Genomic DNA, 25,784 nt, shown 5'->3' on the forward strand with positions numbered 1-25,784 from the left:
GGGCGCGGGGAACTGCGCGACCAGCCCCCACCGGACGTGTCACCCGCCCACCGGATCCCGGGCGAGCACATCGCGGTCCAGTCGTGCATCCCGATCAGCCGGACGCACGTACGTCACCACCAAAGTCACCCCAAGATTCAACGCCAGAGCCACAATCCCCGCGTTCACCCCCCACACCGGATCCCGTCCACTGAACACCAGCCCGCACACAACCCCCACCCCCACCACAACCCCACTCAACGCCCCCACCAGACTCAACCGCCGCCACATCAACCCCACCAACAACATCGGCACCAACTGCGCCATCCCCTCATAGGAAATGAGAGACAGCCGCACCAAGGTGTTCGGCGCCGAGTAGGTCAGCACCAGCGCAAGCGCCCCGGCGACCACCACGACCACCTGCGACCACGTCTTCTGCGCCGAGGAGGACTCCCGCCACCGCGGAACGAGCGAGAACACGCTGCTCCCCCACATCGTGCCGATGACCAGCATGAACACCGCCATGGGCACGATGGACGAGAGCGCGGCCGCGACCCCGATGATCCCGACGGCCCAGGCCGGCAGCGAATCGACGACGAGCTTGAACAGCGCCAGATTGGAGTCGGCCCCGGTCAGCCCGGGCACGACGAACAGCGCGGCCATCCCGAGCAGCATCGGCACGAACAGCAGGACGTTGTACGCGGGCAGCCAGATGGCGTTGCGCCGCAGCCCGTCGGCGCTGCGCGCCCCCAGATACCCGGCGACGGTGGTCGGGAAGATGACGACGGTAAGGGCGTTCAGAAACGTCGTCGTGGCGAACCAGCCCTCCCCGTAAGGCGACCCCCCGCTCCCCGGCAGCGTCAGCCACGCGCTCTTCTCGTCGACGAGCCGCCCGAGGAAGTCCCCGTACCCGTCGAAGTAGTGCACGGGCACATACAGCGCGAGGAACGCCAGCGTGACGATGACGAGCAGGTCCTTGAGCACGGACACCCACGCACTGCCGCGCAGCCCGCTCACGACCACGAACACCGTGGTGACGGCGAACCCGATGAAATAGGCCCAGTTGAGGCTGATGGCACCGTACGAGATCGTCGACACGACCACGCCCATCCCCGTGATCTGCAACTGGATGTACGGCAGCAGGAAGACGGTGACGAGCACCGCCACCGCGGCGCCGACCCACGGCCGCCCGTACCGGTGGGCCACCATGTCGGTGATGGACACGAGCCCGTGCTGCCGCGCGTAGGACCACAGCATCGGCCCGACCACATACCCGACGGCGTACCCGCAGGACATGTACGCGACGACGTAGAGCACCGGGGCGCCGAAGTTGTAGCCCCACCCGGCGGCCCCGAGATAGCTGAAGCTCGTATACCCCTCGCCCGCCATCAGCACCCAGATGAACACGGCCCCGAGCGACCGCCCGCCCACCGACCACTCGGCGAGCCCACCGCCGCCGCCCCTGCCGCGCACGGCGAGCAGCCCGAGGGCGACGGTGGCGACCATGAAGACGCCGAAGAGCGTCGTGGCGACGGCTCCGTCACTCATGCCCGGCCCCCTTGTGCCTCCGGTCACCGCGCCACGTCAGCCACACCGCGACCGGCGTGAGCAGCGTCGCCGCGAGCAGCCACACGAACAGGAACGGCAGCCCGAGCAGCACGGGCTCGACCCGGTTCACGAACGGGAGCGCTCCGATGTACAGCACGAAGGGCACGAGGAGCCAGAGCAGATGAGGCCGTTTGATCACGGGGACGGAGCCTATCGGGGCGTCATCCGGCTCAGCTTCCCCCACACCACGAGCCGGTACCGGGAGGTGAACTCGGGGGTGCAGGTGGTGAGCGTGATGTAGTACCCGGGCTCCTTGTACCCGGCCGACGGCACGACCCGGCTGCGCGGCACCGGATTGATCACGCCGCCGTCGGACGCCGAGGTCTGCGCGAGCATCTTGTCGACGACGTACGTGTACGTGGCGCTCTTGGTCTGCACGGAGACCGTGTCGCCGCGGCGCAGCCGGTTGATGTAGCGGAACGGTTCCCCGTGCGTGTTCCGATGCCCGGCCAACGCGAAGTTCCCGGCGCCGCCGGGCTGGGCGGTGCCCGGGTAGTGGCCGACGTAACCGTGGTTGAGGACGTTCGGCTTGCTGATCCCCTGCGCAACGGGCGCCCGCAGCCCGAGGCGCGGGATGGAGATGATCGCGTACGCCTGGTCGTAGGAGGGGCGGGGCGCGGCGGCCACCGTGCCCCGCCCGGACCGCCGCTGCCCGGAGCCGCCGCTCACGTCGGGGTCGTCGCCGTCCTCGGCGCCCGGAGCGGATGGCTCGGCCTCGGTCCCGGCACCGCCTCCGCCGGAGGGTTCCCGCCCCTGCTGCCATTGATGTTCGAGGGACTGCACCTGGCGCTCGGCCCCGGCCCTGGCCTGCCGGTTGGTCCACCACAGCTGATGCACGACGAGCAGCAGCAGGATCAGCCCGAAGGTGACGGCGACCTCGGCGCCGCCCCACAGCACGCGGACGCCCAGCGGCCGGGCAGGGCGCCCCTGCGCCACGACCTGCGGCCTGCTGCCCGGTCCTCTGTCCGCTCTGCTGTCCGTACGCGTACGTTGCGGCACGCGCGCAAGATAGATCGCGGCGCTCCAACTAGCCAGAGCCAAGCCCGAACAGCTTCGCCCGGCCGGGACCGTGGCGCGGCCTCGGTGCCCCGGCGCGGAGCGCACACCGCGAACAGCCGTGCACAACGCCTCGCGCCCGATCCGGACGGTCCGCCTTGCGGATTCCGGCAGTACGGTGTCCCTCATGCGCCCCGACACGCCTGCCACGCCCGCCGAGAACGACCGTGCCGACCACGTAGCGGAAGCCGAGCGTCTGGAACGCACGGCGGACATGTACCCCGAGGACGCGGAGCCGCTGCTCCTCCAGGCCGCGGCCCACTACGAACTCGCCGACGACCGCGAGCGCGCCACGACCCTCTACGACGGCCTGCTCGCCGCGCCGGACGTCCACGACCCGTCCCTGATCCGCGCCCTCAAGGCCGCGAACCTGTGGGAGTACGGCCACGAGGCGGAGGCCAACGCCATCATCACGGGCCTGCGCACCACCGCTCCGCGCTCCCCGGCGCCGTGGGTGATCGTCGCGGAGTCCCTGGAGCAGCACGACGAGCTGGAACAGGCCCACGAGACCTTCACCGAGGCCCTCGAACTCCTCGTCCCGGCGTCGGAGCGCGAGTCGGGCGTCCCCCTCGCCAAGCACCCCCTCCTCCTGGGCCGGCACCGGGTCCGCCGCCTCCTCGGCACCCCGCACGACGAGTGGGACGCCCTCGCCGACCAGGCCAACCGCACCCCGGTCTCCCTCGACGAACTCCACGACCCCAAGCGCCTGTGGGCCCTCGGCTCGGAAAACCCGGCAGAACTCCAGGCCGAGATCTCCCGCCTCCGCGCCGAACTGGGCACCTACCGCGAGGCCCTGTCCCGCCCGTTCCCGGTGGCGGTCCTGCACTGGCCGTCGACGGAATACGCGGAACTGATCGCGGCGTACCCGAGCCTGACCTCGGAATACCCCTCCTACGAGGCCCACTTGGCGTCGATAGAGGATTCCCTCCGCGAACTGTCAGCCTCCGGCACGGCCAACCTGGGCATCGTCACGGGCACGGTCCCGTCCTACGAGGCCTTCGCGGCGTCGGAGGCGTCGTCCCCGACGGACGCGTCGCTCCTCCCGCAGTACGCGACGACGCTGGCGGCGCGGGGGCGGGCGGTGGCTTGGCCTCCGGCTGCGGATGGGGCGTGCTGGTGCGGGTCGGGGGCGGCTTATTCGGGGTGCCACGGCGGCGCCTGAAAGCCGGTCCGTCCGACATCCGGCGGGGCTCCTTCGGCACAATGCCGATGTGTCCCGCCCCGTTCCTTCCTCCGCCTCCGTCTCGGCCCGGATGAGCCGCCAGGTCTCCCGCGACACCGCGCCCGAGCTTGCGGTCCGCCGCCTCCTCCACGCGGCGGGCCTGCGCTACCGCCTGAACGTCCCGGTCCCAGGCATACGGCGCCGCACCATCGACATCACCTTCGGCAAGGACCGAATCGCGGTCTTCATGGACGGCTGCTTCTGGCACGGCTGCCCGCAGCACGCCACACAGCCGAAGTCCAACGCCGACTGGTGGCGGACCAAGCTCGACAAGAACATGACCCGCGACCACGAGACCACACGCCACCTGGAGGAGTCGGGCTGGACCGTGCTCCGGTTCTGGGAGCACGAGGATCCGACCGACGTGGCACAGGTCATCGCCGACGTACGGAAATCAGCAGGACGATCGCCTGACAGCGGCGTCTCCGGGTCGCAGCCCGGTAACGGTGCGCCAGAGCCGCAATGAGGACTTACGCCCGCTTGTCCGCTCCGTGCTCTACCGTCACCATTGATCGTACAAGTTTGTAGTTACACGAGGCGAGGCAATGACCACGGACTGGCAGTTCGATGTGCCCATCGCGGGGAGCAAGCACCTCCCACCCGACGCGCGCTACATGGAGGCACTCAGCAGCCAGGGATACGGATTCGAGGTCGCCATCGCCGACCTCGTCGACAACTCCATCGACGCCGGCGCGAAGGACGTGGTGATCCACTTCCTGCGGGACGGCGACGAGTTGGTCAACCTGCTCGTCGTGGACGACGGCACGGGCATGAGCGACGAGGACTTGGACGTCGCCATGACCGTGGGCGGGCGTCGTAACTACGACTCCAGGGCCCTGGGCATGTTCGGCACCGGCCTGAAGTCCGCCTCCCTCAGCCACGCCTCCGCCGTGACGGTCGTCAGCACCACCAAGCGCACCCGCACCGCGGGGCGCCGCTGGCTGATGCGGCGGGCGGTCTCCGGCTTCCAGTGCGACATCGTCGACCCGAACTACGCGCAGAGCCTGATCGACCGGTACGCGGACCGCCCCATCGTCTGGCAGGGCACGGTTGTCCGCTGGGACGGGGTCAAGGACTTCCCCAAGCACGGCGGAGGCGGCCAGACCGACCGCTACCTCCACCGCACGATCAACAAGCTGGGCCTTCACCTGGGGCTCTACCTGCACCGATTCCTGGCCCGCGACGACTTCAACATCACCATCGCCGTGGAGGACGTCCGCACTGGAACCGTCTACCTGGACTTCGGTGTCGAGCCGCTCGACCCCTTCGGCTACCCGGTGAGCGGTCACCCCGACTACCCGCGCCGCTTCACCGCCACGCTCCCCTCAGCCGGTGACCTCGGGCTCGAAGCTCACATATGGACCCCCAAGTCGAACCTCGACGAGTACAAGGCCGTCGGCACCGTCCTCGACCGGCAGGGCTTCTACTTCTACCGGCACGACCGCCTCGTCCAAGCGGGCGGATGGAACGGCTTCCGCCAGCCCGAGCAGCACCTCTCGCTGGCCAGGGTCGCCGTGGACCTGCCCGATGAGGACCCCGGCGAGATCTTCCGGCTCACCGTGAAGAAGTCCGGGGTGGAAGCCTCACCGGAATTCGCGACCACGCTGGAGAAGGCGGCCGACGCCACCGGTCACACCTTCCTGCAGTACCTCACCGACGCGGACGCCGCCTACCGCGAGGCCCGCAAGCGGTCCGGCACCACCCGCAAGGCGGCCATCCCACCGGGCAAGGGCCTCGATCCCGCCGTCCGCGAGACCATCACCGAGGAAATACCGGCGATCCCCTACGAGGATCCGGTGGAGCTGCGCTGGCAGAAGCTCGCCGACAACGGCACCTTCTTCGAGATCGACCGCGAGAACCGCACGATCGTCCTCAACCAGCACTACCGCGCCGCCATCCTCGGCGGCCGCCGCGGCGGACTCAACGACGCCCCCGTCCTGAAGTCGCTGATGTACCTGCTGCTCCACCAGGTCTTCGAGAAGGAGTACAGCGGCAGCCGCGAGAAGGACAACCTGCAGCTCTGGCAGTCCGTACTGGTCTCGGCGGCCCGCGCCGAGCTCGAGCGGGTGGGAGACGACGATGACTGAGCCGTCCGGCGCCACACGTTTCTGGATTCCCTGGTCGCAAGTGGCCTACTACCTGGAGCGGGGCGAGGCAACCACGTACCCGCTGGGCACCGATCCATCCGTGGAGTACGCCGTGGGCCACGGCGGCGAACCCATCGCCCTGCACGTCGGGCTCGGCCCGCGCCAGCGTCCACCGCGCACCACCCTCCCGATGATCCGCATCGACCAGATCCTCGAGAACGGCGCACGCAAGGCACGTATCCGCACCACGGACCCCGCGCTACTGCGTGACTTCCACGACCTGATCACCGCGATCGCGGACCGTATCGTCACCCATGGGCGCACGCTCGATCAGGCCTTCGCGGAGACCGTCCGGGCCTGGACCGCGCTCCTCGGCCGCCCCCGCGAGCTGACCACCGAGAAGCGGATCGGCCTGCTCGGCGAGCTGACGGTGATGAGCGCGCTCGCCTCCTCGTACGGCTGGGAGAAAGCAGTCACCGCCTGGACGGGGCCCGAGGGCGAGGAGCACGACTTCGGCCTGCCCGACTACGACGTCGAGGTGAAGACCACCGCCAGTGAGCAGCGTCGGCATGCCGTGCACGGCCTGGGTCAACTCGATCCCTCGCCCGGCCGCCCGCTGTGGTTCGTCTCGCTGCAACTCACCCGCGGCGGCACACAGGGCCGCACCCTCGCCGGCACCGTCGCCACCGTGCACGCAGAGGTCACCGAGCACGCCCCGGGCTCCGTGGACCGCCTCGAACGCGGACTCGCCGCGGTCGGCTGGTCCCGTACGCACGAGGACAGCGAACGCTGGGTCGCCCGCTCGTCCCCTCTGATTCTGGACTCCCCCGCCCTTCCGCGCCTCCCCCTGGCCAGCTCCGCCCCGGACCGCGTCAGCGCGGTTCAGTACGTCATCGACGTGGGCGGGCTGAGCCCCGCGACCGAGCCGCCCGCCCCGCTCACCGACCTCCAGCTCCCGTCCTGACTCTCCTCGGAAGAGGCACCGCCGTGCACGACGACATACGCCTGGCCCTGCACACCGCCGCTCTCGCCGGCATGCGCGACAGCCGTCCCAAGGGTCTGGAGCGCGCGCTGAGTTATCACGCGGAGGACGAGGGGCCCGAGGCCGAAGCCCACACCACCGAGGACGACTTCCGCGCCGCCCTTTCGGCGGCCCACTCCTCGGACCCCCTGGTGGCCCTCTGGCGCAGACACCTCACCATCTGGGACTACGCCGAGAATCCGGCCTGGTCCGGGTCCCCCTCCCGCAGCGACGAGCGCCGCGCGGACACCTACCGGCAGCTCGCCCTCACCGCTGACACCGCCAAGCTACTGTCCGCCCTCGTCCCGGTGGCGAAGGCCGAGGCCCCCGTCGTCATCAGCGACAGGTTCATCCCCTGGTACTCCCCGCATTCGCAGGCCGGTCAGGCCTGGTACTGGCCCGCGTACCGCAGACTGCTGTCGGAGAAGAACTGGCCCGACCATGCCGTCGCCGGCCTCGACGCCGCCTCGGACCGTGTCGTGGAACGCCTCGCCGACCCCACCCAGGAGACCGTCTACCAGTCCAAGGGCCTGGTCGTCGGCTACGTGCAGTCGGGCAAGACCGCCAACTTCACCGGCGTCATCGCCAAGGCCGTCGACGCGGGCTACCGCCTGGTCATCGTCCTCGGCGGCACCCTGAACCTACTGCGCGCGCAGACGCAGCGCCGTCTGGACATGGAGCTCGTGGGCCGCGAGAACATCCTGCGCGGCGCCGCCGAACACGAGTCGGACTACGCGGACGACCCGGCCTGGGCCAAGGGTAAGTTCCTCTCCCACGGCGGCCTGCCGTCGGCCCTCGGCGGCTTCGACATCGTCCGCATGACGACGCGCGACAACGACTACAAGTCCCTTCTCCAGGGCATCGTGGCGCTCGAATTCGAGAAGCAGGAACCCGCGCTGCCGCTGTACGACCCGCGCAATCTGCACCGGTCCTCGGCACGTCTGATGGTCGTCAAGAAGAACAAGACCGTCCTCGGCAATCTGGTCAAGGACCTGGGCAAGATCAAAACCCCGCTGTCCGAGATACCGGTCCTGATCATCGACGACGAGTCCGACGAGGCCTCGGTCAACACCGGGAAGCCGGACGCCGACCGCTCGGCCATCAACAAGAAGATCTCCGACCTCCTGAGCATCCTGCCGAGGGCCCAGTACGTCGGCTACACGGCTACCCCGTTCGCGAACGTCTTCGTGGACCCGAGCGACACCGAGGACATCTTCCCCAAGGACTTCATCGTCTCCCTGCCGCGCCCCGACGGATACATGGGCGTACAGGACTTCCACGACCTGGACTCGACGGTCCCTCCGGAGGAGCGCACGTACGCCAACTCCAACGAGAAGGCCCACGTACGCGACATCGTCCTGTCCTCTGACGAAGACGAGACGGCCCTCCAGAAGGCCATGGACATGTTCGTCCTCACAGCGGCCATGAAGATGTACCGCGAGGACAAGGGCGGGCTCGGCGACCGCTACTTCTCGCACCACACGATGCTGATCCACGAATCCGTACGGACGAAGGACCACCGCGAACTCCTCGGCCGGGTAACCAAGTTGTGGTGGAACTCCGGCTACACAGGAGCCAGCGGGCACGAGCGGCTGCGCGAGCTCTTCGAGTCGGACCTGCTTCCCGTCTCCCGCGTGCGCGCGGACGGTCACGCCGTCCCGCAGACGTACGAGGAACTGTCCACCTACATCGGCGCGGCAGCGATCCGTATCGGCGGAGACGACCAGCCGATCATCGTCGTGAACGGCGACAAGGACATCGAGACCGGCGAGGCCGACTTCGACAAGCGTTCCATCTGGAAGATCCTCATAGGCGGCCAGAAACTGGCCCGCGGCTTCACGGTGGAGGGCCTGACGGTCACGTACTACCGCCGCCGCACCAACAACGCCTCCACGCTGATGCAGATGGGCCGCTGGTTCGGCTTCCGGGGCGGCTACCGCGACCTGGTGCGGCTGTACCTGGGCCGCGAGGAGACGCTGGGCAAGAAGGAAGTCGACCTGTACGAGGCCTTCGAGGCGATCTGCCGCGACGAGGAAACGTTCCGCGACGAACTCAAGCAGTACGCGGCGGCGGAGCCGATCGACGGCCGGCCGCAGGTCACGCCGGCTCAGGTGCCGCCGTTGGTTTCGCAGCACTTGAGCTGGCTGCCGCCAGCGGCGTCGAACAAGATGTTCAACGCGGAACTGGTCGAGATCCGAAGCCCCGGAAAGCCGATCGAGCCAGCCGCTCACCCGAAGCGTGCCAGCACGATCCGCAAGAACACGGAGCGTTGGGCACCTGTCTTCGGTTCGCTCAGCTCGGAAACTGTCACGCTGCCTGGTTCCACCATCAAGGCTCTCACCACGAAGATCCAGCACACGGAACTCATCAGCATCCTCGGTGGGCTTGAGTGGGAGGGCGATGGCCACTTCGCCCCGCATCTCACTTACCTGAGCCAACTGGACGGGAAGCTCGCCAAGGTGAACGACTGGGTGGTCCTGGCACCTCAGATCACCCGGTCGAGCCGCACAACCGCGACAGTTCTCAGCTCGCCCCCGCTCACGCTCATCCGACGTACACGGCAAGGTACGAAGACGTCATTCGGCGGTATCTCCACCGAAACTCACCTCGACAGCGCACGCAGCCTGCTGGAGACGCAGCCGTCTCACCTCGGAGTGGGCGCGAACACAGGGATCATGCTGCTCTACCCCGTGGTGGAGGCAACGACAGACGAGGCGCTCTACGCTGTCGTGCGGGACGGAGTCGTGGACCCCGCGACGGTGATCACAGCGTTCACGCTCATCCCTCCCAAGTCCGCGATCGACTCGTCCCGAAGGCTGGTCCGCTTCCGCACCAAGGACACGACGCGCGCCGGTTCCGCAATTGTGGATAACGCCCTCTGACCTGTACTCGCAACCTCGGACAAGAAGATGCCCATGAGCCAGTCGCCGGACGATAACTGGACGCCGCCCGAGGGCTCATGGGCCTCGTCGGCGGGCCGACGACGGAACATGCAGGCGATCCGAAGCCGGGACACGAAGCCCGAGCTGACGATCCGGAGACTTCTCCACGCGAGAGGACTCCGCTACAGGGTGGCCGCACGACCGCTCCCCGATCTGCGCCGGACCGCAGACCTGGTGTTCCGGCCCACAAAGGTCGCGGTCTTCATCGACGGCTGTTACTGGCATGGTTGCCCGGAGCATTACCAGGCGCCACGGAAGAACTCCGGCTACTGGTCCGAGAAGGTTTCCCGGAACATGGCGCGCGACCGTGATACCGATCAACGCCTCCGGGATGCCGGATGGGTCGTTCTCCGGTACTGGGAGCACGACCCGGCGGAGGAATGCGCGAAGTCAGTATCAGACGCCGTATCCGCCCAGCGACGACTACTCGCCGAGAGGAAGCTGCGGAGCGACCGCTGACGGGTCGGCCTCCGGCTCATAGTCCGGGCTCGGGTCCTTGTGCAGAGGGCCCGTACGCTCAAGGGCCTCTCGAATACTCCGGCCGACCGCTTCAGCAACGCGCGGCGGAAATGCGTTACCAACCTGCCGGTACCTGGCAGTTTTCCCGCCGGTGAAATCCCAGTTGGCCCGGTCCGGGAACCCCTGGATGAGCGCGGCTTGCTCCACGGTCAACATCGGCCACCGCGCGCCGTCGGACTTCCCGGGATCCCCCAGGTCTCGCTTGGGGTCGACCATTTTGTCGGGGTCGTTGGCCACGCCCATGGCGTTCACACCGAGCCTCTCCCAAGCACGCTTCGCCCGCGTCGGACCCAGGTCGGCACCTCCGTGCTTCTTCGACCCTCCGACCAGAGTGGGAGCGACGGTACCCATGCCAGCCTGCTCATACCAGGCTTCGAAACGCTTCGTGTCAGCGCCGAACCGATCCTCCATCGAATCCTTGAGTTCGGCCTGGACCGTCCGAAGTTGCTCACCCTTGGCCGGCCAGTCGAACCCTCGGTATTCGTCTTTCCGAATCGCCACAAGAATGGCACGCGGACGCAGCTGCGGAACTCCGAAGTCTTCGGCATGGAGAAGGTTCCAGCCACAGATTACATACTCTTCTTTGCGGAGCCTGTTCTTGATGTGGTTCCGGTAATAGCGAAACTTGTCCTCAGGCTCAACAAGACCACGCACATTCTCGATCATCACTGCGCGCGGCTTGAGTTCCGCGACGAGGTCGAGCATTTTGGGGAACAGATCACGTTCGTCATCACGCCCCAACTGATGCCCAGCAGCAGAGAAAGGGGGACAAGGAACACCACCGGCAAGAAGGTCGAGCTCTTTCCGCTTGAGCATCGGATATTTCGCCTCGGGAACTCGCAAAGACAGCCCAGGAGCTTCCGCCGCGTACACTTGCTGAGCCGGCTTGAATTCCTTGACGTCACCTTCGTGAATCAAGCAGTGCTCTTTTTCCCAGGACCAGTCCGGGTGCCTACCGATGTTCTCACGCAAGGTGGCTGCCGCATGCTTGTCGATCTCCACGAGCGCGAGGTGCCGAAAGCCCGCCGCATGGAGCCCAAGGGCCTGGCCCCCGGCTCCCGCGCAGATCTCGATTGAGGTCAATGGGGACTTGCCGGAATCCATCGGTTCCTCCTGGTGCGGGGCATGCAGACACGCAAGTGTCGCATCCTTCGGCACCAGGGTCCTCAAGCTCGCGCAGGTTCCCCTGTCGCATCCCGACTGGACGGGATCACACCCTGGTCGACGCTCCTGTGCTGCGATCGTCCGAGCTCCTCAAGGCCCTGGATACCTGCCGTCGTCTGCCCGTCTGGGATGTCCAGTCGAGTCGAGTGCCACGCTGCGTCCCGTGAGCGATCCGATGGCACAACGCTCTCGATCCAGCCACGGTCCACGGTGACGATGCTGAGCAGCTGGTCCCGCTTTCCCAGCCGAACAGCGATCATCTGCCACGCGTCGTCGCCCAGCATCGTGCGGTACTCATGCCGGGTGAGGTACGCGGTGCGGGCACCGCTGAGGAGAGTGCTCTTGACCTCCAGATGAAGCTGCCGACCGAACGCGCCGGTGACCGCGATGTCGTACCCGAAGGCGTCGCTCTCCTCAGAGACATGCCGGACTCCCCAGCCCGCTTGCCGCAAGGCCTGGACGAGAGCACGCTCACCCGCCGCGCCTATGCGGGCCCGTTCTTCAAGATCGGCCTTGCCGCGGACCTCACCGGTCACCGCCTGCAACACCGACGCCGGCGCCCCGAATGCGTCTCCGGCCTCCCGGATCATGTCGGGTTGCGAAGAGCACCCTGGCGATGCCGACTCCGCTGCCATCAGGAACGTGCGCAAGCCTGCCTCCGCGTTGAGCCAGGCAGGACGGTCGCGCACGTCAACCAACCCCGTGCTTCTGAGCCAGTTCAGTGAGGCCAAGTACTGCGCGGCTGTCAGGTCCGCGTAATCGGAGTGATGGGTGAACAACGTCATGACGCGAGGCACGTCCGACGCACTCAGGTAGGTCAGCCATCTGAGCGCCGCACGCAGGACAGGGCTACCGGCCATCGTGGATGTGCTTCATGAGGGCCGCGACATCGGCCATGTCCATCCCGCCGGCCACCGGCGCTTCCTCCTGGAGATCCGCGAGTTGCCTCACGGACGGGTCGTCGAGGATCTTCCCCATGAATTCCAGCTTCTCCTCGAGACGGAGTGCCACGATCTCGTCGATGGTGCCCAGCGAAGCGAGGACGGTCACGTTGGTCTCAGTGCCTGGTGCGAGACCGAGTCGATGGATCCGGTCAAGGCTCTGGAGGAACCGCCCTGCCATGAAGTCACGGTCGACATAGACCGCGTCGTGGCAGACCTGATGCAGGCTGATGCCTTCACCGAGAGTTGCGGGATTGGAGATCAGGACCGCACAGTCCGGATCTTCCCGGAAGCGCCTGATCTCACCCTCCCTGTCCTGGGTTCCTCCATAGACGACAGCGGGGTTGTAGGCCGCGAACAGCTTCTCCATCGTCGTGATGCCGCGCACGAACGTTGACCAGACCAGCGTCTTCCGGCCCTGTTCCGCGTTGGCGGAAACGATACTCAGTGCCTCTTTCAGCTTGGGTGAAAGTTCATAGTTCGGGAGGTCTCGCATCAGGTTGTAGAGCGTGTCGCCCTCCGGAATCTCTAAGGGCGGCACTTGGTACGACAAGGGCTCGTAGCGAGTGCTTCCCTCTCGGAGCAAGGCGGGGCTCGTGGCCGCCATGAGCAGCCTGAGCATGGCCTTGCCGAGGGCATCGAAGTCGTCGCGGGAGACCTCGGCCCGTGCCGAGTAATTCCCTACCAGTGCGTCGTAGATCTCCCGGTGCAGCCCCGTCAGCTCGACATAGCGGATCCTGGGCTCGAAAGGTGGAAGCCCGAGTTCTGCCTTAGTCGTACGGGTGAACAAGGGGCGGAGCACCTGGCTCGCATAGGAGAGATCGCCGCCTGCCACCGCGTTGGTAACAACGGTCCTGCCGTGTCCGGGCCAGACGAAGGACAGAAGGTTTTCGAGGTCTCTCGCCCCATTCGGTGCCGGTGTTCCAGTGAGAATCAGGCGGCGACGGCTCAGTGGGCCGAGCGCCATGCAGGAGGCGCCGTAGACACCCCGGGTACCCAGCTTCATGCGGTGGGCCTCGTCGAGAATGACCATGGAGGGGACGGCTCTCAGCCACGATGCCAGAGCCGCGAGGGAGCGATCGAGCCGCTCGTAGTTCACCAGCATGATCTCGGCCGAGTGATCAGGGTTCCGGCCCATCACAGAGAATCGAAGTGGCTCCTTGAAGCACGCACCATTTTCGAAATCCCAGGACTCGTATGCCGATTTGGGGCACACGACGAGAAGACGCTGGGCTTCACCGCGTGCACGCAGGGCCGCGAACACACCGAGTCCGGCGCGGGTCTTGCCCGCTCCGGGGACACTGAAATTTGCCCCGTGCCGCAGGGACAGCAACCGCGAGATGTCCCGCTTCTGGAAGCTGGTCAGATCAGCGATCCAGTCCTCACCGAGAAGCCGGGGCAGGTCGTCCGGCTCCACGGCTGTCGCGTCCGTAGCGACCCCACTGAGCTGTGCCTCCGCGGCCTCGGCATCGTCAAGGACACTGCCGACCAGCTCCCCGAACTCCTCGTCCCAGACAACATCGCCGGATGGCCAGGAGCCCAGCTCACCGATGCCGCCCAGGAACTCGTCAAGTTCGATCTCGGCGAGGTTCCGGCTGCGGAGGCCGCCCGCAGGGAAACGGGCGGCCAGGGCGGCCAGTTCACCGGTGAACTCTTCGCTGGCACGGAGTTCGGCGCGTGTACGCGTGACATCGAACCCAATGCGCAGTGACGGTTCCCCTGTGAAACTCACGCATCCTCCTTCCCGGTCGCGCCAAGCAGCCAGGACAGCCCGTCGCCGGGCATCTTGATACTGCGGTCGGCTTCGAGAGCGAGTTTGCCGAGCATGTCCCTCAGCTTCAGAACCGCCTCGTCGAAGGCCTCTTCATCAAGCCCTCCAGAACCACGAGCCAGCACCAGATCGGTGACGCACTGGTCAATGTCCTTGCAGGCGTCGGACAAGCGGTCCGGCGCAGCCTGCTTGCGCTTGCGGACACGGGCGTCCTTGCCGGCCGGCTCCAACGCCTCTTCCATGGCGCTCTTGACGGCCTCGAAGCGGTCAGCGGCTGCCGCCTTCTGCTCCGGTGTGGCTCCTGCCTTCGTCTCCCTGACAGCCTTGGTCTGGAGGACAGCATCCGTGAGTTTCCGGGCCTCCTCCACCTTGGGGTCGTTACCCCTCACCGTTCGGTTGAGGCCCGGAATAGCGACTCCTGCTGGAGCCGACGCCTCCTTCCCACGGACCGAGGGCGGAAGCCGCTTCTCCAGATAACGGTCCCGGAATTCCGGCTCAATGAGGCGGACATCCGTCTTGGAAAAGCCGAGCACGATCGCGGCAAGCCGGTTCTCCTTGAGCAGGTCCGCCCGAGGTTTACTGACGGCCGCCGCCTTCACGTAGGCGCGGTGCAGCTCCTTGAGCTTCTCCTGGTGCTCCTCGAAATCGAGCAACTGCAGACGTGCCCCGCCTTCCTCGCTTCGTGCCACAAGGTCCTTCAAGGTCTGCAGCACCCAGAGATCCTGCTCGCACGCCTTTACCGTCGTACGGAACTCGCGCGCGAGCGAAGACAGCGGCCTGCCGAACTCGATCTGCTCCTCGATCGTCAGCAGTCGGTTGACGTAGGAGTACTCACGCCGGTGGTCCTTGCGGAGCTGCAGGGACAGCTCGACACGGCTGATGTCCTCCAGATTGCAGGACTCTGGGAGCACTGCGACTCGCATGTCGCTCATGCTGAGCTCCGTGAGCGCCGCCCGCCGCGTGTTCGCGTTGACGAGGATGCCGTCCCTGGTGATCAGGCCCGCGTCGTTCTGGCCGTATTCCTTCAGGCTCTCCATGAGCGCCGCGAATTCGGGGTCCGTCTTGGTGGGATCAGCCGGCAGGGCCATCAGCAGGTGATGCAGGTAGGCCTGACCATCCGGGCTGAACGGAGCCTCGTCGAGAATCTTGTCCCGAGCCGCATCGTGAGCTCGCTGGGCGCGGATCCGGTGCGTTCCGGGGTTGTAGTACAGCGAAGCGACGGGCATCACAATGACCGGGAACGGCATCGGAGTTCCACGCCACTCGACCATCAAGGTCTCCTTGACGCCCCCCTCCTGCTCAACCTCGCGCAGCCGGGTCTCGACCTCGGCACGGTTCTTCTCAGCCAAGGGCGGCCGACTGTAGTCCGGGCTCACGTGTGCCTCTCAGTTAAGTGGTGATCGATAGTGCCAGGACGGGGGGTGGCCGGGGCCGGCCACCCCCGAGGGCGTCGGCTAGTCGCCCTCAGCGAGGCCGTCACGAATCGCATCGCGAGAGTCAGAGGTCAGCGTCTGGTACTCGGCCCAGACCTTCTCCAGGAGACCGAAGTCACGCTCACCGGCCTCGATCCACTTACGCAACACGTCCCTCTCGATGGGGCTGAGGCGCTCGATCTGGTCGCGCAGCTGCGGAAGATCGGTCACCAGATCGCGCCCTCCGATCCGGCAACGGTTGCACTCGGTGACCAGCTGTACCTCTTCACTGCCGTCCCCGAGACGTACCACCCGCCGCGCCATGTCCAACTGAGCGGTTTCGTAGACGCCTTCGTAAGTCTGACCAGGGGTCGCACCGCACGAGCGACACCGGTTCCCGTCACGGACAAGGGTGTCCCGGCGCTGGGCGGCGTTGATGCTGTCGCTGGGCCGACGGCGCTTTTCCAGATCCCAAACGGCGTCACCACGGCTCACGAACCTCTGCTGATTCGAGCCGAGGCTGGGGTCCTCACGGTTGGTTTCGATGAGCCAGCCGTACTTGCGAAGTTCGCGGACACGCCGATCGATCTGGGAGACGTTAGGGATTGCGTCCGCAAGCTCCGCCTTAGTGAAGGTGTTTCCCTCACCGATCACTTCGATCAGCCACAGCGCGGCCTTGCTCATCGACCCCTTGACGTCCTTGTAGGACGGCAGCTCTTCCACGCGACCAGCGCCTTCCGCTCGGCAGTTGAGGGAACGGCGAAGCCACCGCTGTGCAGCAGTCGCTTCCACCGGACGTCATCAAGGCTGCCGGTCCCCCCGCCACAAAGCCAGGGCGAACGGATCTTTCCCCAAAGGGGATACACGAAGCCGCTTGCACCACAGCCGCGCCAGCGGACGATAGGGAGCACTTCAGCTCACGCCAGGAGAAGGGAAGGGCATGCCGCCCAGGGGGGAAACGAAAGACGAGTCGCTTCCGGGATGTAGCGCGGAGGAGACCGCGCTGGCCCGAGCGCTGCAGGAAGCGTGCCGCCGGGCTCGGCACGACCTGGGCAGCCAGAGGGAACTCGCCAAACGGATCAGTTGTGCCGAGTCGACCTTGTCTTCATGGATAAGGGGACGAAAGATCCCGCACCTCAACGCCGCCCATGCACTGCTGGGATTGGCCGCGCCCATCGACGGCAAGGGCCCTGCCCCGGACGACAAGGAGTTGGTGGCCCTGTCTCGGCTCTGGGTACGAGCGAAGGCAGCCCGCGCGTACCGTCACGCAGCGGGAGAGGCAGAGAAGCTCTTACGCACCGACGCGGGATCGAAGTCGTGGGATTCGGGAACCGGTACCGCCTTCACCGCCAGGCTTGCCTTCTACGACGACCCGAAGCCGGCCGACCCCGGTGTGGGGGACGGACACGGGGACGAGGCCTCAGGAACTGAGGCTTCCCCCTCTGAGGAAAAGATGTTGCCGGTCCCCCCTCCACCGGGGGACCGGCAACGCTTCGCACAACAACCCGACACCAACACGAGGCTTGAGGAGCAGCTAGTGATGCTTCTCGGCAGCAAGCCCGGTCCCGACTCACTCCCCGTGCTGAACCACATCGCGGCGAGGTATCCCGTCGACGACATCGTGCGAGTGGTCAGGATCTGCAGGGAGAGGAACACGCTGTCACCGGCCGCGGATGTGGTGCTGCGAAATGCCGGACACTATCGATCCGTTGCCGAGATCTTCGCGCTTGCGGACGCCCTTCACCATGCCGGGCGATCTTCAGATGCGGGGCTTCTCATCAACGTGGCGGCCACACAACACCCCGTGAGCTGAGGTACGGGATGCGTGAGGCTACGCGGCCAGGCCGGCTTCCGCCTCGTAGAGCATCAAGGCCTGGTCGAGCACAGAGTCGGAATCCTCTCCCTGTGCCGAGATCCAGTGCAGCAGGTCACAGATGACGTGCGTCACGGCTTCCCGAGCGGCAGCACTGTGCTCCACCAGGACCTGATCGCCGGCTGCGGCGCGGCGGTATTCCTCCGCTACGGCGGCGGCCCGTCGCACGCGCGTGCAGTGCTGGACGTGATCCAGCGAGATTTCGCACCAAACCGCCTTGCCTGTGGCAGTGAGGAGGACTCCCCAGTCCAGGGCCACGCCAGCCAATAGCTGCAAGCCTCTGCCATGTTCGGCCCAGCACTCCGCCCCACTCACCCGAGGCGACTCGCGGCTCTTGTCGTGAGCTTCGATGCGCAGAGCCCTATGGCCGCTGACCTCCATGACGATGATGGCCGGGGCTCCCTCGCCCACGTGCTGGATGACGTTCGTGGCCAACTCGGTCGTGGCCAACTCGGCCTCATGGCTCACGGCCGGCATGCCCCAGCGCATGAGCTGTGCTCTCACCGCCTTGCGCAGGGGTAACAACCCGGCCGGGACAGCCTCGAAGGGGAGGACTGAACGGAGTTGATATTCTGCTGCGTGTACGTGCCGGGCCTGCTCCAGACACGCGAGTACAGCACCGCCCTGCAAAAGGCCAACGAAGTGCAGCTCGCCCCAGCCGAGATCGAGCGACTCGTCGACATCCGCATGAAGCGGCAGGAGATCCTCGACCGCCCGAAGCCGCCCCGGTTGTGGGCCATCCTCGACGAGTCCGTCATCCGGCGCATCGTCGGCTCACCAGCCATCATGAAGGCTCAGCTCGACCGGCTCCTCGAAGCCAACGAGTCCCCGGACATCACCTTGCAGGTGCTTCCGTTCGCCAAGGGTGCCCACTCCGCCGCGCTCGGGAGCTTCGTCATCCTCGGCGGCACCGAGCCGTCCCTGGACGTTGTCTACGTCGACCTGCACACCGGCTCCCTCTTCATGGAGGAAGACGAGCACCTGAACCGCTACCGGCTTGCGTTCGATTATCTCCGCGCACAAGCGTTGGACATGGAAGCCTCTTCCTCCATGATCCACCGCATTCGCAAGGAGCTGTAGTGGTGCAAGCACACCGGTCGTATGCCAGAACCTCTGGCTGGTTCAAGTCCTCCTACAGTGGCGGTAACACCACCGAATGCGTGGAAACCGCCTTCACCCACGACGGCGTACTCATACGCGACTCGACACGACCCGACGGCCCACGCCTCCGGGTTTCCGGCCCAGCCTGGGCAGGCTTCGTCGTTGCACCACCTCACATACGCCTCAGCCGCGCTGGGTAGCCAGGTCCGGCGCCTTGCACCGGTGGGGTGGTGGGCGTGGGGTGAAGTCGGGTGCGGGTCGGTGGGTTTTTCTTGGATTGCTTGGCTGGTGCCGGTGGGGGTTGCTGATGCCTCCCTCCCTGTCGCGCCTGGCTGACCGCCGGTTGGGGCTGGCTTTCGCCGGCTTGGGGTTCGTTGGGGAAGGGGTTCCTGTCAGACGGTCGAGGTGCGCCTTCGGGGGCTGAGCGCCGCAGCCGGTGGTGGGGCGGGTGCGCGTTGGGAATGCGCTGGTGTTCTCAACTTGGCTGTGATCACCGAGAGTTGCGGGCCCTGGGGAGAGATTGCCTGTTTCGGTCGTGCTGTGTCACTCTCCGTCTGCACAGCTTCACAATTCGACACAGGCGACCCCCGCGAGGCGGCAACCTCCGGGGGTCTGGCACAGGAGAGCAAACTCCCATGCAGGTTCATCGTATCCGTCGGCATGAGCGGGACTTCACCGTCATCGCCAACAAGGCCATTCGTGACCCCCGGCTGTCGCATACTGCGCGCGGCATCCTCGTTTACGTTCTTTCGCTGCCCAGCGGCGCTCAGGTCAACGTCCGGACCCTCAGTGACGGCTTCCCTCAGGGGCGGCTCGCCGTGTCCAAGGCTGTCAAGGAGCTGCGGGAGTTGGGGTATTGGGTCACCCGGACCGAGCGGGACCCCCGTAGCAAGCGGATCGTCTCCAGCGTCGACGTCTACGAGCTGCCCGCGCTCGGCGCTTCTCCGGCTGCCGTCGAGCCGGTTCCCGGGCGGGTGGGAACCGGGGACTCGGGAGCGAAATCCCCTGGCGGGGAAGCCTATTACTACGACAAGGACGGGGAGAAGCCCCCTCCCCTCCCTCCCGCCGAGCCCGCGGCGCCCAGCGAATCTGCCGAGCCTGCGATCAGCCGTGATCCCCGCGCCGCCGAAAGCGCCGGCATCCTTCGGCGGCTCGGCACCGTGGACGCGCGGCTGCGGTTGTCCGAGCGGAGTGTGCGGGATCTCGTGCCCGAGGTCTGTGACTGGCTCGATCGAGGGGCCACCGGCGCTCAGGTCATCGATGCCGTCACCGCCGGGCTGCCCGCCAAGGTGTACTCGGCCGCCCGCCTCGTCGCCGATCGGCTCACGCGGAAACGCCCTGCACGGAAGCGGGCCTGGCGGGAGGTCTTCGAGTGTCCTGAGTGCCGTGATCCGTTGCCGTGGGGGCAGGAGGCGGGGACCGCGTGCCGGTCGTGTGCCGACCGGCCGGAGCACACAGTCGGCGTGGGCGACGGTGATGGGTACGGAGAAGTGCGGCGGGTGCTGCGGGAGCGCGTGAGGGTGCGGTGCGCGTGATCGGACGGATCGCGAAGTCGGCGCCTGTACAGGGCAAGGAGGCTCACGTGTCCCAGGCGCAGCACGCCAAGGATGCGGGCTCCTGATCGTTCTTGCCGCATTGGGCAAGAACGATCAGGAAGGCGCGCCTCGGAGATCAGTAGGTGAGTGTGAGCGCGCTCTCCGGCTTGCTGATCGTGTGGCCCGACAGGCCCCCGGCCTCGTCGCCGGTTGGCGTGACGGTCAGTCGGGGAACCGCCGTGCGGTCGGTGCCCCAGGCCTCGATGTGCGCGATCAGATCATGCGCGAGGACCTTCCCCCGCGGCCCGTATCCGGCCGCACCGAGCTGGAACGGGCGCTCGGGATCGGTGCCTTCGCGGTGCACGATCATGTAGGCCAGGGAGTCTCCCTCGACCAGGACGGGGCTACGGACGGGGATCGCGGGCCTGCGCACCAGGTCCTTCTCCAGCGCCTCGGAGGTGACTTCCAGGCGGCATACGCGATCGTCGCTCGCCGTGGCACGCAGCCACACCCCGTCGAAAGGCTCCTCACCGCCGACCCGGCAGTCGGACAGGGCCTCGTGAAGCGAGGCGTCGGCCAGTGTGCCGGTCAGTGTGTTGGTTAGCGCGTCGACGTCGACGGCCTGGTCCTCGTCGTAGTGGACGCGGATCGTGTTGTCGGTGTTGAGCGGATGCGTCTTCTCGCCGTTCTGCCCGATGATCGGGACGAAGCCGCACAGCTCCATTCCGTCCGAGACGAGCGAGTTGCCACGGCGGGTCAGGGCGACGGAGCGGGTCTGGCCGCGCCACCGCAGCGGAAGCACGAGGCGGCCGCCGTCGACCAAGTGGTTCCACCAGGTGGCCGGGATGTCCCAGACGCCGACGGTCGCGATGATCCGTTCGTACGGGGCGTGCTCCCCCGCGCTGAGCAGGCCGTCACGCTCGATGACTTTGACGCGCGTGTATCCCGCGTTGTTGAGCGCGGTCCTGGCGTGCAGGGCCACGTCCGAGTCGATGTCGACGGTGGTGACCCGTCCTGCGCCGACGAGCTCGGCGAGCAGTGCGGCGTTGTAGCCGGTGCCGGCTCCGACCTCAAGGACGTTGTCGCCGGGCTGGGCGTCGAGCTGGGCGAGCATCATCGCCACGATGGAGGGCACGGAGGCGCAGGACAGGGCGAGCGGGCCGTCCGGGTTGTCCTTGATGGTCACGGCCTGGTCCGTGTACGCCTTGTCGAGCTCAAGGCCCGGGAGGAACGTGTCACGGGGCACGCGCCGCATCACCCGCTCCACTTCGGCGGGCAGACTCCGCCCGCCGAGGATCTCGTCGACGAGTCCGTTCCGCAGTTCGTCGGCCGTAGGGGTGTGGCTCACAGTCGTGTTCGCTTTCAGTCGAGGAGGAGGCACGTCTCCCACTTGATGGGACGAGCGCCATTGATGGTGTGCAGCGTGAGGAGTACGCCGGCGTCGCCGGAGAGCAGACCGGCGCTCTCGGGTATCTCGTGGCGCACCGGGAATGTGCTGAGGTGCGCACGGAGCGTCGGCAGACACCGGGTGATCTCAGGAGCGGCAGCGCCGGATCCGATCCGATCGACGGCCAGGAGAACTCCCGCCCATCCGTGGCAGACCGACATGTCTTTGACGAGCCTCAGTTGGCGCGCGTCCGTGATGGCGCGGAACACGGCGTCCTCGGCGAGCTGCTGTGCCTGGTCGTCATGGATGGCCAGGGCGGCGAGTTGCAGGGCGCGGCCGATGCCCGGCGTCCCATAGCACCATGACGGGCGGCCCGGTTCCGCGTCCGGCACGGGTCCTCTCAAGTAGGCGTCCAAGGACAGGAATTCGGGCCAGCCGATGCCTCCGCCCTGGAGGGGCTGCGTCCACTGCGTGAGGTGGGCGATGCCTTCTGCGAGGGCCTGGTCCTGCCCGGCGACGGTGTGTCCGGCGCGGTGGGCGAGGGCGAGCAGAGCGAGTGGGCCGGTGAAGCCGTGCGCGATACCGAAGTTGGCGTGACCGTGCAGGAACCGCCCGGTGCCGGGCGCGCCGCGCGGGTCGGTGGCCGCCCACCATCCGGGAACCTGGTGCCCATCGATGGTGAGCGGTTCGGTGAGCAGCCGAACCAGGTAGCGCAAGATCTGTTCCAGGGCGTTGTCGCGGCCGCGGTGCAGGAGGTAGGCGCTGAGCCCGGTGAGGCCGCTGATCAGGTCGTACTCGCATAGGGGCGGCGGGGTCCCGCTGTCCATGCGCCGCCGTGCCACCTGGAGGCGGTCGGCGACGATCGCGACGACTTCGGCGTCGAGTTCGGCCAGTGCCCGCGCGTAGGCCTGGTGGCCCGCGGTGTGCAGCACGTAGGCGACGGCGGGCGCACCGCGGTAGAGGCTCGCGTGCTCCGGATGCGCGGTGACCGGCCGGGCGTTGACGGCCCTCGTCGCGGCGTGGGCGGCCGTCCAGTCTCCTCGGCCTCGGGCGGCCACCACCTCGTACAGAGCGGTCCCGGCGAGACCCGCGCCCAGGTCGTCGAGGCTCACGCGGGCCTCCTCATGACGAGGGACCGGCAGGTCTGGCGTGCGGCGTGACGGGACGCGGCTTCGCTGATCCGGTCGGGGCCCATCAGCCGGTTGTGGTGCATGTGCAGCAGCGATTCGAGGACCTGGTCCAGGCGGCTGTCTTCGACCAGGGCCCGGTACGTCCCCAGCGCGGCCCGCCTTCGCAGGAGTGCCTGGGCCATGTGCGGCGAGGCGTTGTACAGAAGGTCGGCTTCAGCCTGTTCGAGTGCCTGCCTCGTGATGGCGTGGTGCCCCTTGCCGCCGGCTCGGACTTCTGCCATCCAGGTCAGTCCCTCGCGGTTGCCCAGGAAACCCTGCGCCAGATCGATCATGCCGAACGCGCATGCTGTTTCTCGTTCGAGGCCGTGCACGTCGGTGAGGATGCGGGAAGAGACGAGACTGTCAGCGACGAACACGTCCTCGGCCGCTTCCATCGAGCTGTAACGGCCCGTTTCGGGCCGGTAGCCGTCGAGGACGAGCTGGGAGGCGAGCCGGTCGGCGGTGAGCTGCCGCGTCCAGTGCGAGAGCGTTCGTAAGGTGTCCGCATACCCTTCCGGGCCGCCGGTGGGCACCCGGAGCCGAAGGTGGTCCGTCTCCTGAAGCGATCGGTACCGCACGAACCACACCCGGGTGGTGCCGAGTTGTTCGAGCAGGTGGGGCATGCGGCGGGTGATGATCTCGTCCATGGCGGTGGGGTGCGTGAAGACCTTGGCCTGCACCCATGGTTGTTCGCCGTCGCCGGGGTGCGCCAGGGTCTCGTTCGTCACCACGGGGGCGTGGGACAGGTCCGGGTGCGGCGCCTGTGGGCGGGTCGAGGCGAGCGGGACGGTGATCTCGTGGGCGCGCCCGATCCAGCCGAGGTCCTCATCGCTCGCCGTCTCCTGGAACAGGGCGCTCTTGTGGCGCCGCAGGTGGTGGTGGACGAGGCGCGCATGGAGGGGCTCGGCCAGGTCCACGGTCACGGTGCGATCGTCGTCGACAAGGTCCAGTCGGGGCGGGCAACGCCACTCGGTCGCCCAGTCGTTCAGCGCTTTGTGCCAGCCGGGCCCGAACGCGCCGGACGGCAGCGTGGCGGCGGGCAGCTTCCATCGGGCCGGGGCCAGGATGCTGCGGCGATATCGCACGCGCGGCAGGTAGGGCAGCCCGGCCGCAGCCGGGCCCCAGTCGAACGCGGTCCAGGCCGTGGCGAATCCGCGGCCCAGCATGGCCAGGAAGCGAGCCAGTGGTGGGGCCTGCTTCTCCAGTGCCAGAGGGTGGAAGACGTGGGGCTCCACAACACGTCGCCGTTCCATGCTGACCAGGTGCAACGCCTTACCCGTGGAGAACACTGCAAGGTCATCGATCCCGATCAGTTCCTCGCCTCCGTCGCGGGTCTCGCCCACGGCGATGACGTACGGCAGCAGGGCCGGGATACGGCCGACGTTCTGGGAGTGCGGGAAACAGGGCATGAAGGACAGCTGTGCGGACAGCGCTCCCTCGGTCATGGTGGGCAGTGTCCTGTACGGGTCTGACAGTCGGCTCCCGAGGACGGCCGCGAAGCGGCCGGACAGGGCACCGGTCGTCCACGCCGGCCGCACATCGAGCGTGAAATCACCCCTGCTCACAGCTCTCTGGCTGACAGCCCGAATCCTGAACCCGATCTCCACGTGCGGCGCCGTCGGCCCCTGGCCGTCGTCACCGGCGAGTTCGTCGATATCCGAGTCGGTGAGGACGAGTTCGCGCTCACCTTTCATGACAGCCTGCTGGGCGCGCGCGGCGAGTTGCTCATCGCGCGGCAGCACCTTGAGCGGCACCTCGGTCCACACGGACATCGGGTAGTCGGCGGGAAGCCCGACGCCCGTAGCCAGATCGACGGCATCGCGAACCGGGACCAGAACTCCAGCGCCGTACCGCTCCCAGAAGTGGGTCTGGTAGGCGGCCCAGGCAGGCGAGTCCCCGCGGGTCCGGGTGAGGCGTACGAGAGCGTCAGCGGCACGCTCCACCTCGGCGAGGACCTCCCGAGGAACGCTGACCCGGGCGTCGAGACGCAGGTCGAGGCTGATCCTGCTCCGGCAGTCCGCAGGCTGGAGGGCACGCATCCGAGCATCGGTCGTCTCTCGGTGCCGGTGCAACTCCGTGCAGCCGGCAGCCTCGTTGTGCAGAGCCAGGTGCAGCGCGATCATTCCCAACTGGTCGAGGATCTCCACGGTCTCCGGCTTGAGCACGTCCTCATGGGGCAGCAGGGTGCGCAGAATGTGACCGACGGGATACGGCACGGTCATCGGTGCTTCGAGGCTGCTGGTCAGGTACTCCTCCTCAAGTGCCTGCACGACCAGGCGCCGAGCCTGCTCCGGCGTCCCTCCCGCCTCCTCGAGTACGTGCAGGAGATCATGGCCCGCGATCGGTTCGGCCGCGGCGTCCAGGAGGCGGGCGAGCGGGCGATTGATCGGCGCGGCCGCCAGGCGTCCGCCCGCGCGAGGCGACCCGATGCTGTCCCCGCGCCGGAAGGCAAGGGTGTTGACCTGAAGGGACAGGACCGGCAGGACATCCGGCCGTGCCTGGAGGTCCCTTCGCACATGGTCCACCCACAGGGTGTCGGGACGTGCGACGGGCTGATGGTCCGTGCCGAACTCTGCCGCGATCGGCCCGCACTCCGCCAGGGCGACACCGGCAAAGAGACCGAAGGGCGTCGGCCGGGAAGCCGCGCGCAGGAGGTAACTGGCCACGGACAGGGTCGCGGCGGTCACTCGCTTCGGCCCAGGGCTCCCCTCACGACCGACGATCCGCTCCACAAAGACGGACAGGCGCGGAGACGCGGCACGCAACGCGGCAACGAGGGCATCATCGGCCCACACGTGGGCGAGCCATCGGCGGCACTCCTCCTGCGAGGAGACATCGGGCCAGTCGACCGGACGACGCACGGGCAGCGCCGCGGCCCGCAGGACCAGGGCGTCACCATGCCTGCGGTAGATGGGACGAGTCGTCATCAGCATTCCTCGGTGAGTGGTGCGCCGGTGCGCCGGTGCGGCGGCTCAGGCTCCGTCCGCACCGGCGCGG

21 protein-coding genes and 1 pseudogene are annotated in these 25,784 nt (G+C 67.4%); 10 read left to right on the top strand and 12 right to left on the bottom strand.

Going from position 1 to position 25,784, the window contains the following annotated elements; translation table 11 throughout:
- Nucleotides 1-39 precede the first annotated feature (39 nt).
- From K377_RS20180 to K377_RS20190, 3 genes are read right to left on the bottom strand one after another with little or no spacing between them, the layout of a single operon-like run.
- The gene (locus K377_RS20180; protein ID WP_111664814.1) at nt 40-1,527 is read right to left on the bottom strand and encodes a sodium:solute symporter; all 1,488 of its coding nucleotides are present in this window, start codon (nt 1,525-1,527) and stop codon (nt 40-42) included.
- Nucleotides 1,520-1,726, bottom strand: a complete 207-nt coding sequence (locus tag K377_RS20185) for a DUF3311 domain-containing protein (RefSeq protein ID WP_258395087.1) — start codon at nt 1,724-1,726, stop codon at nt 1,520-1,522. The genes K377_RS20180 and K377_RS20185 overlap by 8 nt, the downstream gene beginning before the upstream one ends.
- Before the next feature lie 11 nt (nt 1,727-1,737).
- A complete protein-coding gene (locus K377_RS20190; RefSeq protein ID WP_375605937.1) occupies nt 1,738-2,586 on the bottom strand; it encodes a class E sortase in 849 nt (282 codons plus the stop codon).
- A 184-nt stretch (nt 2,587-2,770) separates the two neighbouring features.
- On the opposite strand from K377_RS20190, the gene K377_RS20195 reads away from it, so the two are divergent.
- The 6 genes from K377_RS20195 (at nt 2,771) to K377_RS20220 (ending at nt 10,374) form a co-directional block, all read left to right on the top strand.
- Complete coding sequence (locus tag K377_RS20195) at nt 2,771-3,805, top strand: hypothetical protein (RefSeq protein ID WP_111664816.1); 1,035 nt, start codon at nt 2,771-2,773, stop codon at nt 3,803-3,805.
- 91 nt (nt 3,806-3,896) lie between these two features.
- Nucleotides 3,897-4,331, top strand: coding sequence for a very short patch repair endonuclease (locus K377_RS20200; protein WP_111664817.1), 435 nt, complete (start codon nt 3,897-3,899; stop codon nt 4,329-4,331).
- A 79-nt stretch (nt 4,332-4,410) separates the two neighbouring features.
- The gene (locus tag K377_RS20205) at nt 4,411-5,952 is read left to right on the top strand and encodes an ATP-binding protein (RefSeq protein ID WP_111664818.1); all 1,542 of its coding nucleotides are present in this window, start codon (nt 4,411-4,413) and stop codon (nt 5,950-5,952) included.
- Complete coding sequence (locus K377_RS20210; protein WP_111664819.1) at nt 5,945-6,916, top strand: PD-(D/E)XK motif protein; 972 nt, start codon at nt 5,945-5,947, stop codon at nt 6,914-6,916. The genes K377_RS20205 and K377_RS20210 overlap by 8 nt, the downstream gene beginning before the upstream one ends.
- A gap of 71 nt (nt 6,917-6,987) precedes the next feature.
- Nucleotides 6,988-9,855: a Z1 domain-containing protein gene (locus K377_RS20215; RefSeq protein WP_111664887.1), complete on the top strand. Its 2,868-nt coding sequence runs from the start codon at nt 6,988-6,990 to the stop codon at nt 9,853-9,855.
- A gap of 27 nt (nt 9,856-9,882) precedes the next feature.
- Nucleotides 9,883-10,374 (top strand): very short patch repair endonuclease, encoded by a 492-nt coding sequence (locus tag K377_RS20220; RefSeq protein WP_111664820.1) that lies wholly within the window; start codon nt 9,883-9,885, stop codon nt 10,372-10,374.
- Here the strand turns inward: K377_RS20220 and K377_RS20225 are convergent.
- The 5 genes from K377_RS20225 to K377_RS20245 form a co-directional block, all read right to left on the bottom strand.
- Nucleotides 10,339-11,538: a DNA cytosine methyltransferase gene (locus K377_RS20225; protein WP_111664821.1), complete on the bottom strand. Its 1,200-nt coding sequence runs from the start codon at nt 11,536-11,538 to the stop codon at nt 10,339-10,341. The genes K377_RS20220 and K377_RS20225 overlap by 36 nt on opposite strands.
- A gap of 62 nt (nt 11,539-11,600) precedes the next feature.
- On the bottom strand, nt 11,601-12,383 hold the full coding sequence (locus K377_RS20230) for a DUF3883 domain-containing protein (protein WP_161195066.1): 783 nt from the start codon (nt 12,381-12,383) through the stop codon (nt 11,601-11,603).
- 64 nt (nt 12,384-12,447) lie between these two features.
- Nucleotides 12,448-14,271 (bottom strand): DEAD/DEAH box helicase, encoded by a 1,824-nt coding sequence (locus tag K377_RS20235; RefSeq protein ID WP_111664823.1) that lies wholly within the window; start codon nt 14,269-14,271, stop codon nt 12,448-12,450.
- Nucleotides 14,268-15,686: a transcriptional regulator gene (locus K377_RS20240; protein WP_111664824.1), complete on the bottom strand. Its 1,419-nt coding sequence runs from the start codon at nt 15,684-15,686 to the stop codon at nt 14,268-14,270. The genes K377_RS20235 and K377_RS20240 overlap by 4 nt, the downstream gene beginning before the upstream one ends.
- A 78-nt stretch (nt 15,687-15,764) precedes the next feature.
- Nucleotides 15,765-16,445 carry a hypothetical protein gene (locus tag K377_RS20245; RefSeq protein ID WP_309252239.1) on the bottom strand — a complete coding sequence of 227 codons (681 nt, stop codon included), beginning with the start codon at nt 16,443-16,445 and terminating at the stop codon, nt 15,765-15,767.
- Between the two features lie 217 nt (nt 16,446-16,662).
- On the opposite strand from K377_RS20245, the gene K377_RS41365 reads away from it, so the two are divergent.
- Nucleotides 16,663-17,535, top strand: a complete 873-nt coding sequence (locus K377_RS41365; RefSeq protein ID WP_146614744.1) for a helix-turn-helix transcriptional regulator — start codon at nt 16,663-16,665, stop codon at nt 17,533-17,535.
- Nucleotides 17,536-17,553: 18 nt separating this feature from the next.
- Here K377_RS41365 and K377_RS20255 read toward each other — a convergent pair whose 3' ends face one another.
- On the bottom strand, nt 17,554-18,225 hold the full coding sequence (locus K377_RS20255) for an ATP-binding protein (protein ID WP_375605938.1): 672 nt from the start codon (nt 18,223-18,225) through the stop codon (nt 17,554-17,556).
- Here K377_RS20255 and K377_RS20260 point away from each other — a divergent pair.
- The 3 genes and pseudogenes from K377_RS20260 to K377_RS20270 all read left to right on the top strand — a co-directional run.
- Nucleotides 18,166-18,675 (top strand): annotated as a pseudogene (locus K377_RS20260) (DUF5753 domain-containing protein); the annotation flags it as partial. The gene K377_RS20255 and the pseudogene K377_RS20260 sit on opposite strands and share 60 nt — an antisense overlap.
- Nucleotides 18,676-18,677: 2 nt before the next feature.
- On the top strand, nt 18,678-18,896 hold the full coding sequence (locus K377_RS20265) for a DUF397 domain-containing protein (protein WP_111664890.1): 219 nt from the start codon (nt 18,678-18,680) through the stop codon (nt 18,894-18,896).
- 435 nt (nt 18,897-19,331) lie between these two features.
- On the top strand, nt 19,332-20,231 hold the full coding sequence (locus tag K377_RS20270; RefSeq protein WP_111664826.1) for a hypothetical protein: 900 nt from the start codon (nt 19,332-19,334) through the stop codon (nt 20,229-20,231).
- A 136-nt stretch (nt 20,232-20,367) separates the two neighbouring features.
- Here K377_RS20270 and fxlM read toward each other — a convergent pair whose 3' ends face one another.
- Genes fxlM through K377_RS20285 form a run of 3 tightly spaced genes read right to left on the bottom strand, consistent with a single transcriptional unit; the run spans nt 20,368 to nt 25,714 of the window.
- A complete protein-coding gene (gene fxlM, locus K377_RS20275; RefSeq protein ID WP_111664827.1) occupies nt 20,368-21,579 on the bottom strand; it encodes a methyltransferase, FxLD system in 1,212 nt (403 codons plus the stop codon).
- Nucleotides 21,580-21,593: 14 nt separating this feature from the next.
- Nucleotides 21,594-22,730, bottom strand: coding sequence for a lanthionine synthetase C family protein (locus tag K377_RS20280; RefSeq protein ID WP_161195067.1), 1,137 nt, complete (start codon nt 22,728-22,730; stop codon nt 21,594-21,596).
- The gene (locus tag K377_RS20285; protein ID WP_161195068.1) at nt 22,727-25,714 is read right to left on the bottom strand and encodes a lantibiotic dehydratase; all 2,988 of its coding nucleotides are present in this window, start codon (nt 25,712-25,714) and stop codon (nt 22,727-22,729) included. Before K377_RS20285 ends, K377_RS20280 begins: the two co-directional genes overlap by 4 nt.
- Between the last annotated feature and the right edge of the window lie 70 nt (nt 25,715-25,784).

The organism is Streptomyces sp. PsTaAH-137 (genome assembly GCF_003259365.1).
Lineage (GTDB): Bacteria > Actinomycetota > Actinomycetes > Streptomycetales > Streptomycetaceae > Streptomyces.

Coding starts and splice junctions, on each gene's coding strand:
- K377_RS20215 (WP_111664887.1), top strand. CDS start 6,988: ATGCGCGACAGCCGTCCCAAGGGTCTGGAGCGCGCGCTGAGTTATCAC.
- K377_RS20230 (WP_161195066.1), bottom strand. CDS start 12,383: ATGACGTTGTTCACCCATCACTCCGATTACGCGGACCTGACAGCCGCG.
- K377_RS20210 (WP_111664819.1), top strand. CDS start 5,945: ATGACTGAGCCGTCCGGCGCCACACGTTTCTGGATTCCCTGGTCGCAA.
- K377_RS20195 (WP_111664816.1), top strand. CDS start 2,771: ATGCGCCCCGACACGCCTGCCACGCCCGCCGAGAACGACCGTGCCGAC.
- K377_RS20180 (WP_111664814.1), bottom strand. CDS start 1,527: ATGAGTGACGGAGCCGTCGCCACGACGCTCTTCGGCGTCTTCATGGTC.
- K377_RS20205 (WP_111664818.1), top strand. CDS start 4,411: ATGACCACGGACTGGCAGTTCGATGTGCCCATCGCGGGGAGCAAGCAC.
- K377_RS20225 (WP_111664821.1), bottom strand. CDS start 11,538: ATGGATTCCGGCAAGTCCCCATTGACCTCAATCGAGATCTGCGCGGGA.
- K377_RS41365 (WP_146614744.1), top strand. CDS start 16,663: ATGCCGCCCAGGGGGGAAACGAAAGACGAGTCGCTTCCGGGATGTAGC.
- K377_RS20270 (WP_111664826.1), top strand. CDS start 19,332: ATGCAGGTTCATCGTATCCGTCGGCATGAGCGGGACTTCACCGTCATC.
- K377_RS20220 (WP_111664820.1), top strand. CDS start 9,883: ATGCCCATGAGCCAGTCGCCGGACGATAACTGGACGCCGCCCGAGGGC.
- K377_RS20285 (WP_161195068.1), bottom strand. CDS start 25,714: ATGACGACTCGTCCCATCTACCGCAGGCATGGTGACGCCCTGGTCCTG.
- K377_RS20200 (WP_111664817.1), top strand. CDS start 3,897: ATGAGCCGCCAGGTCTCCCGCGACACCGCGCCCGAGCTTGCGGTCCGC.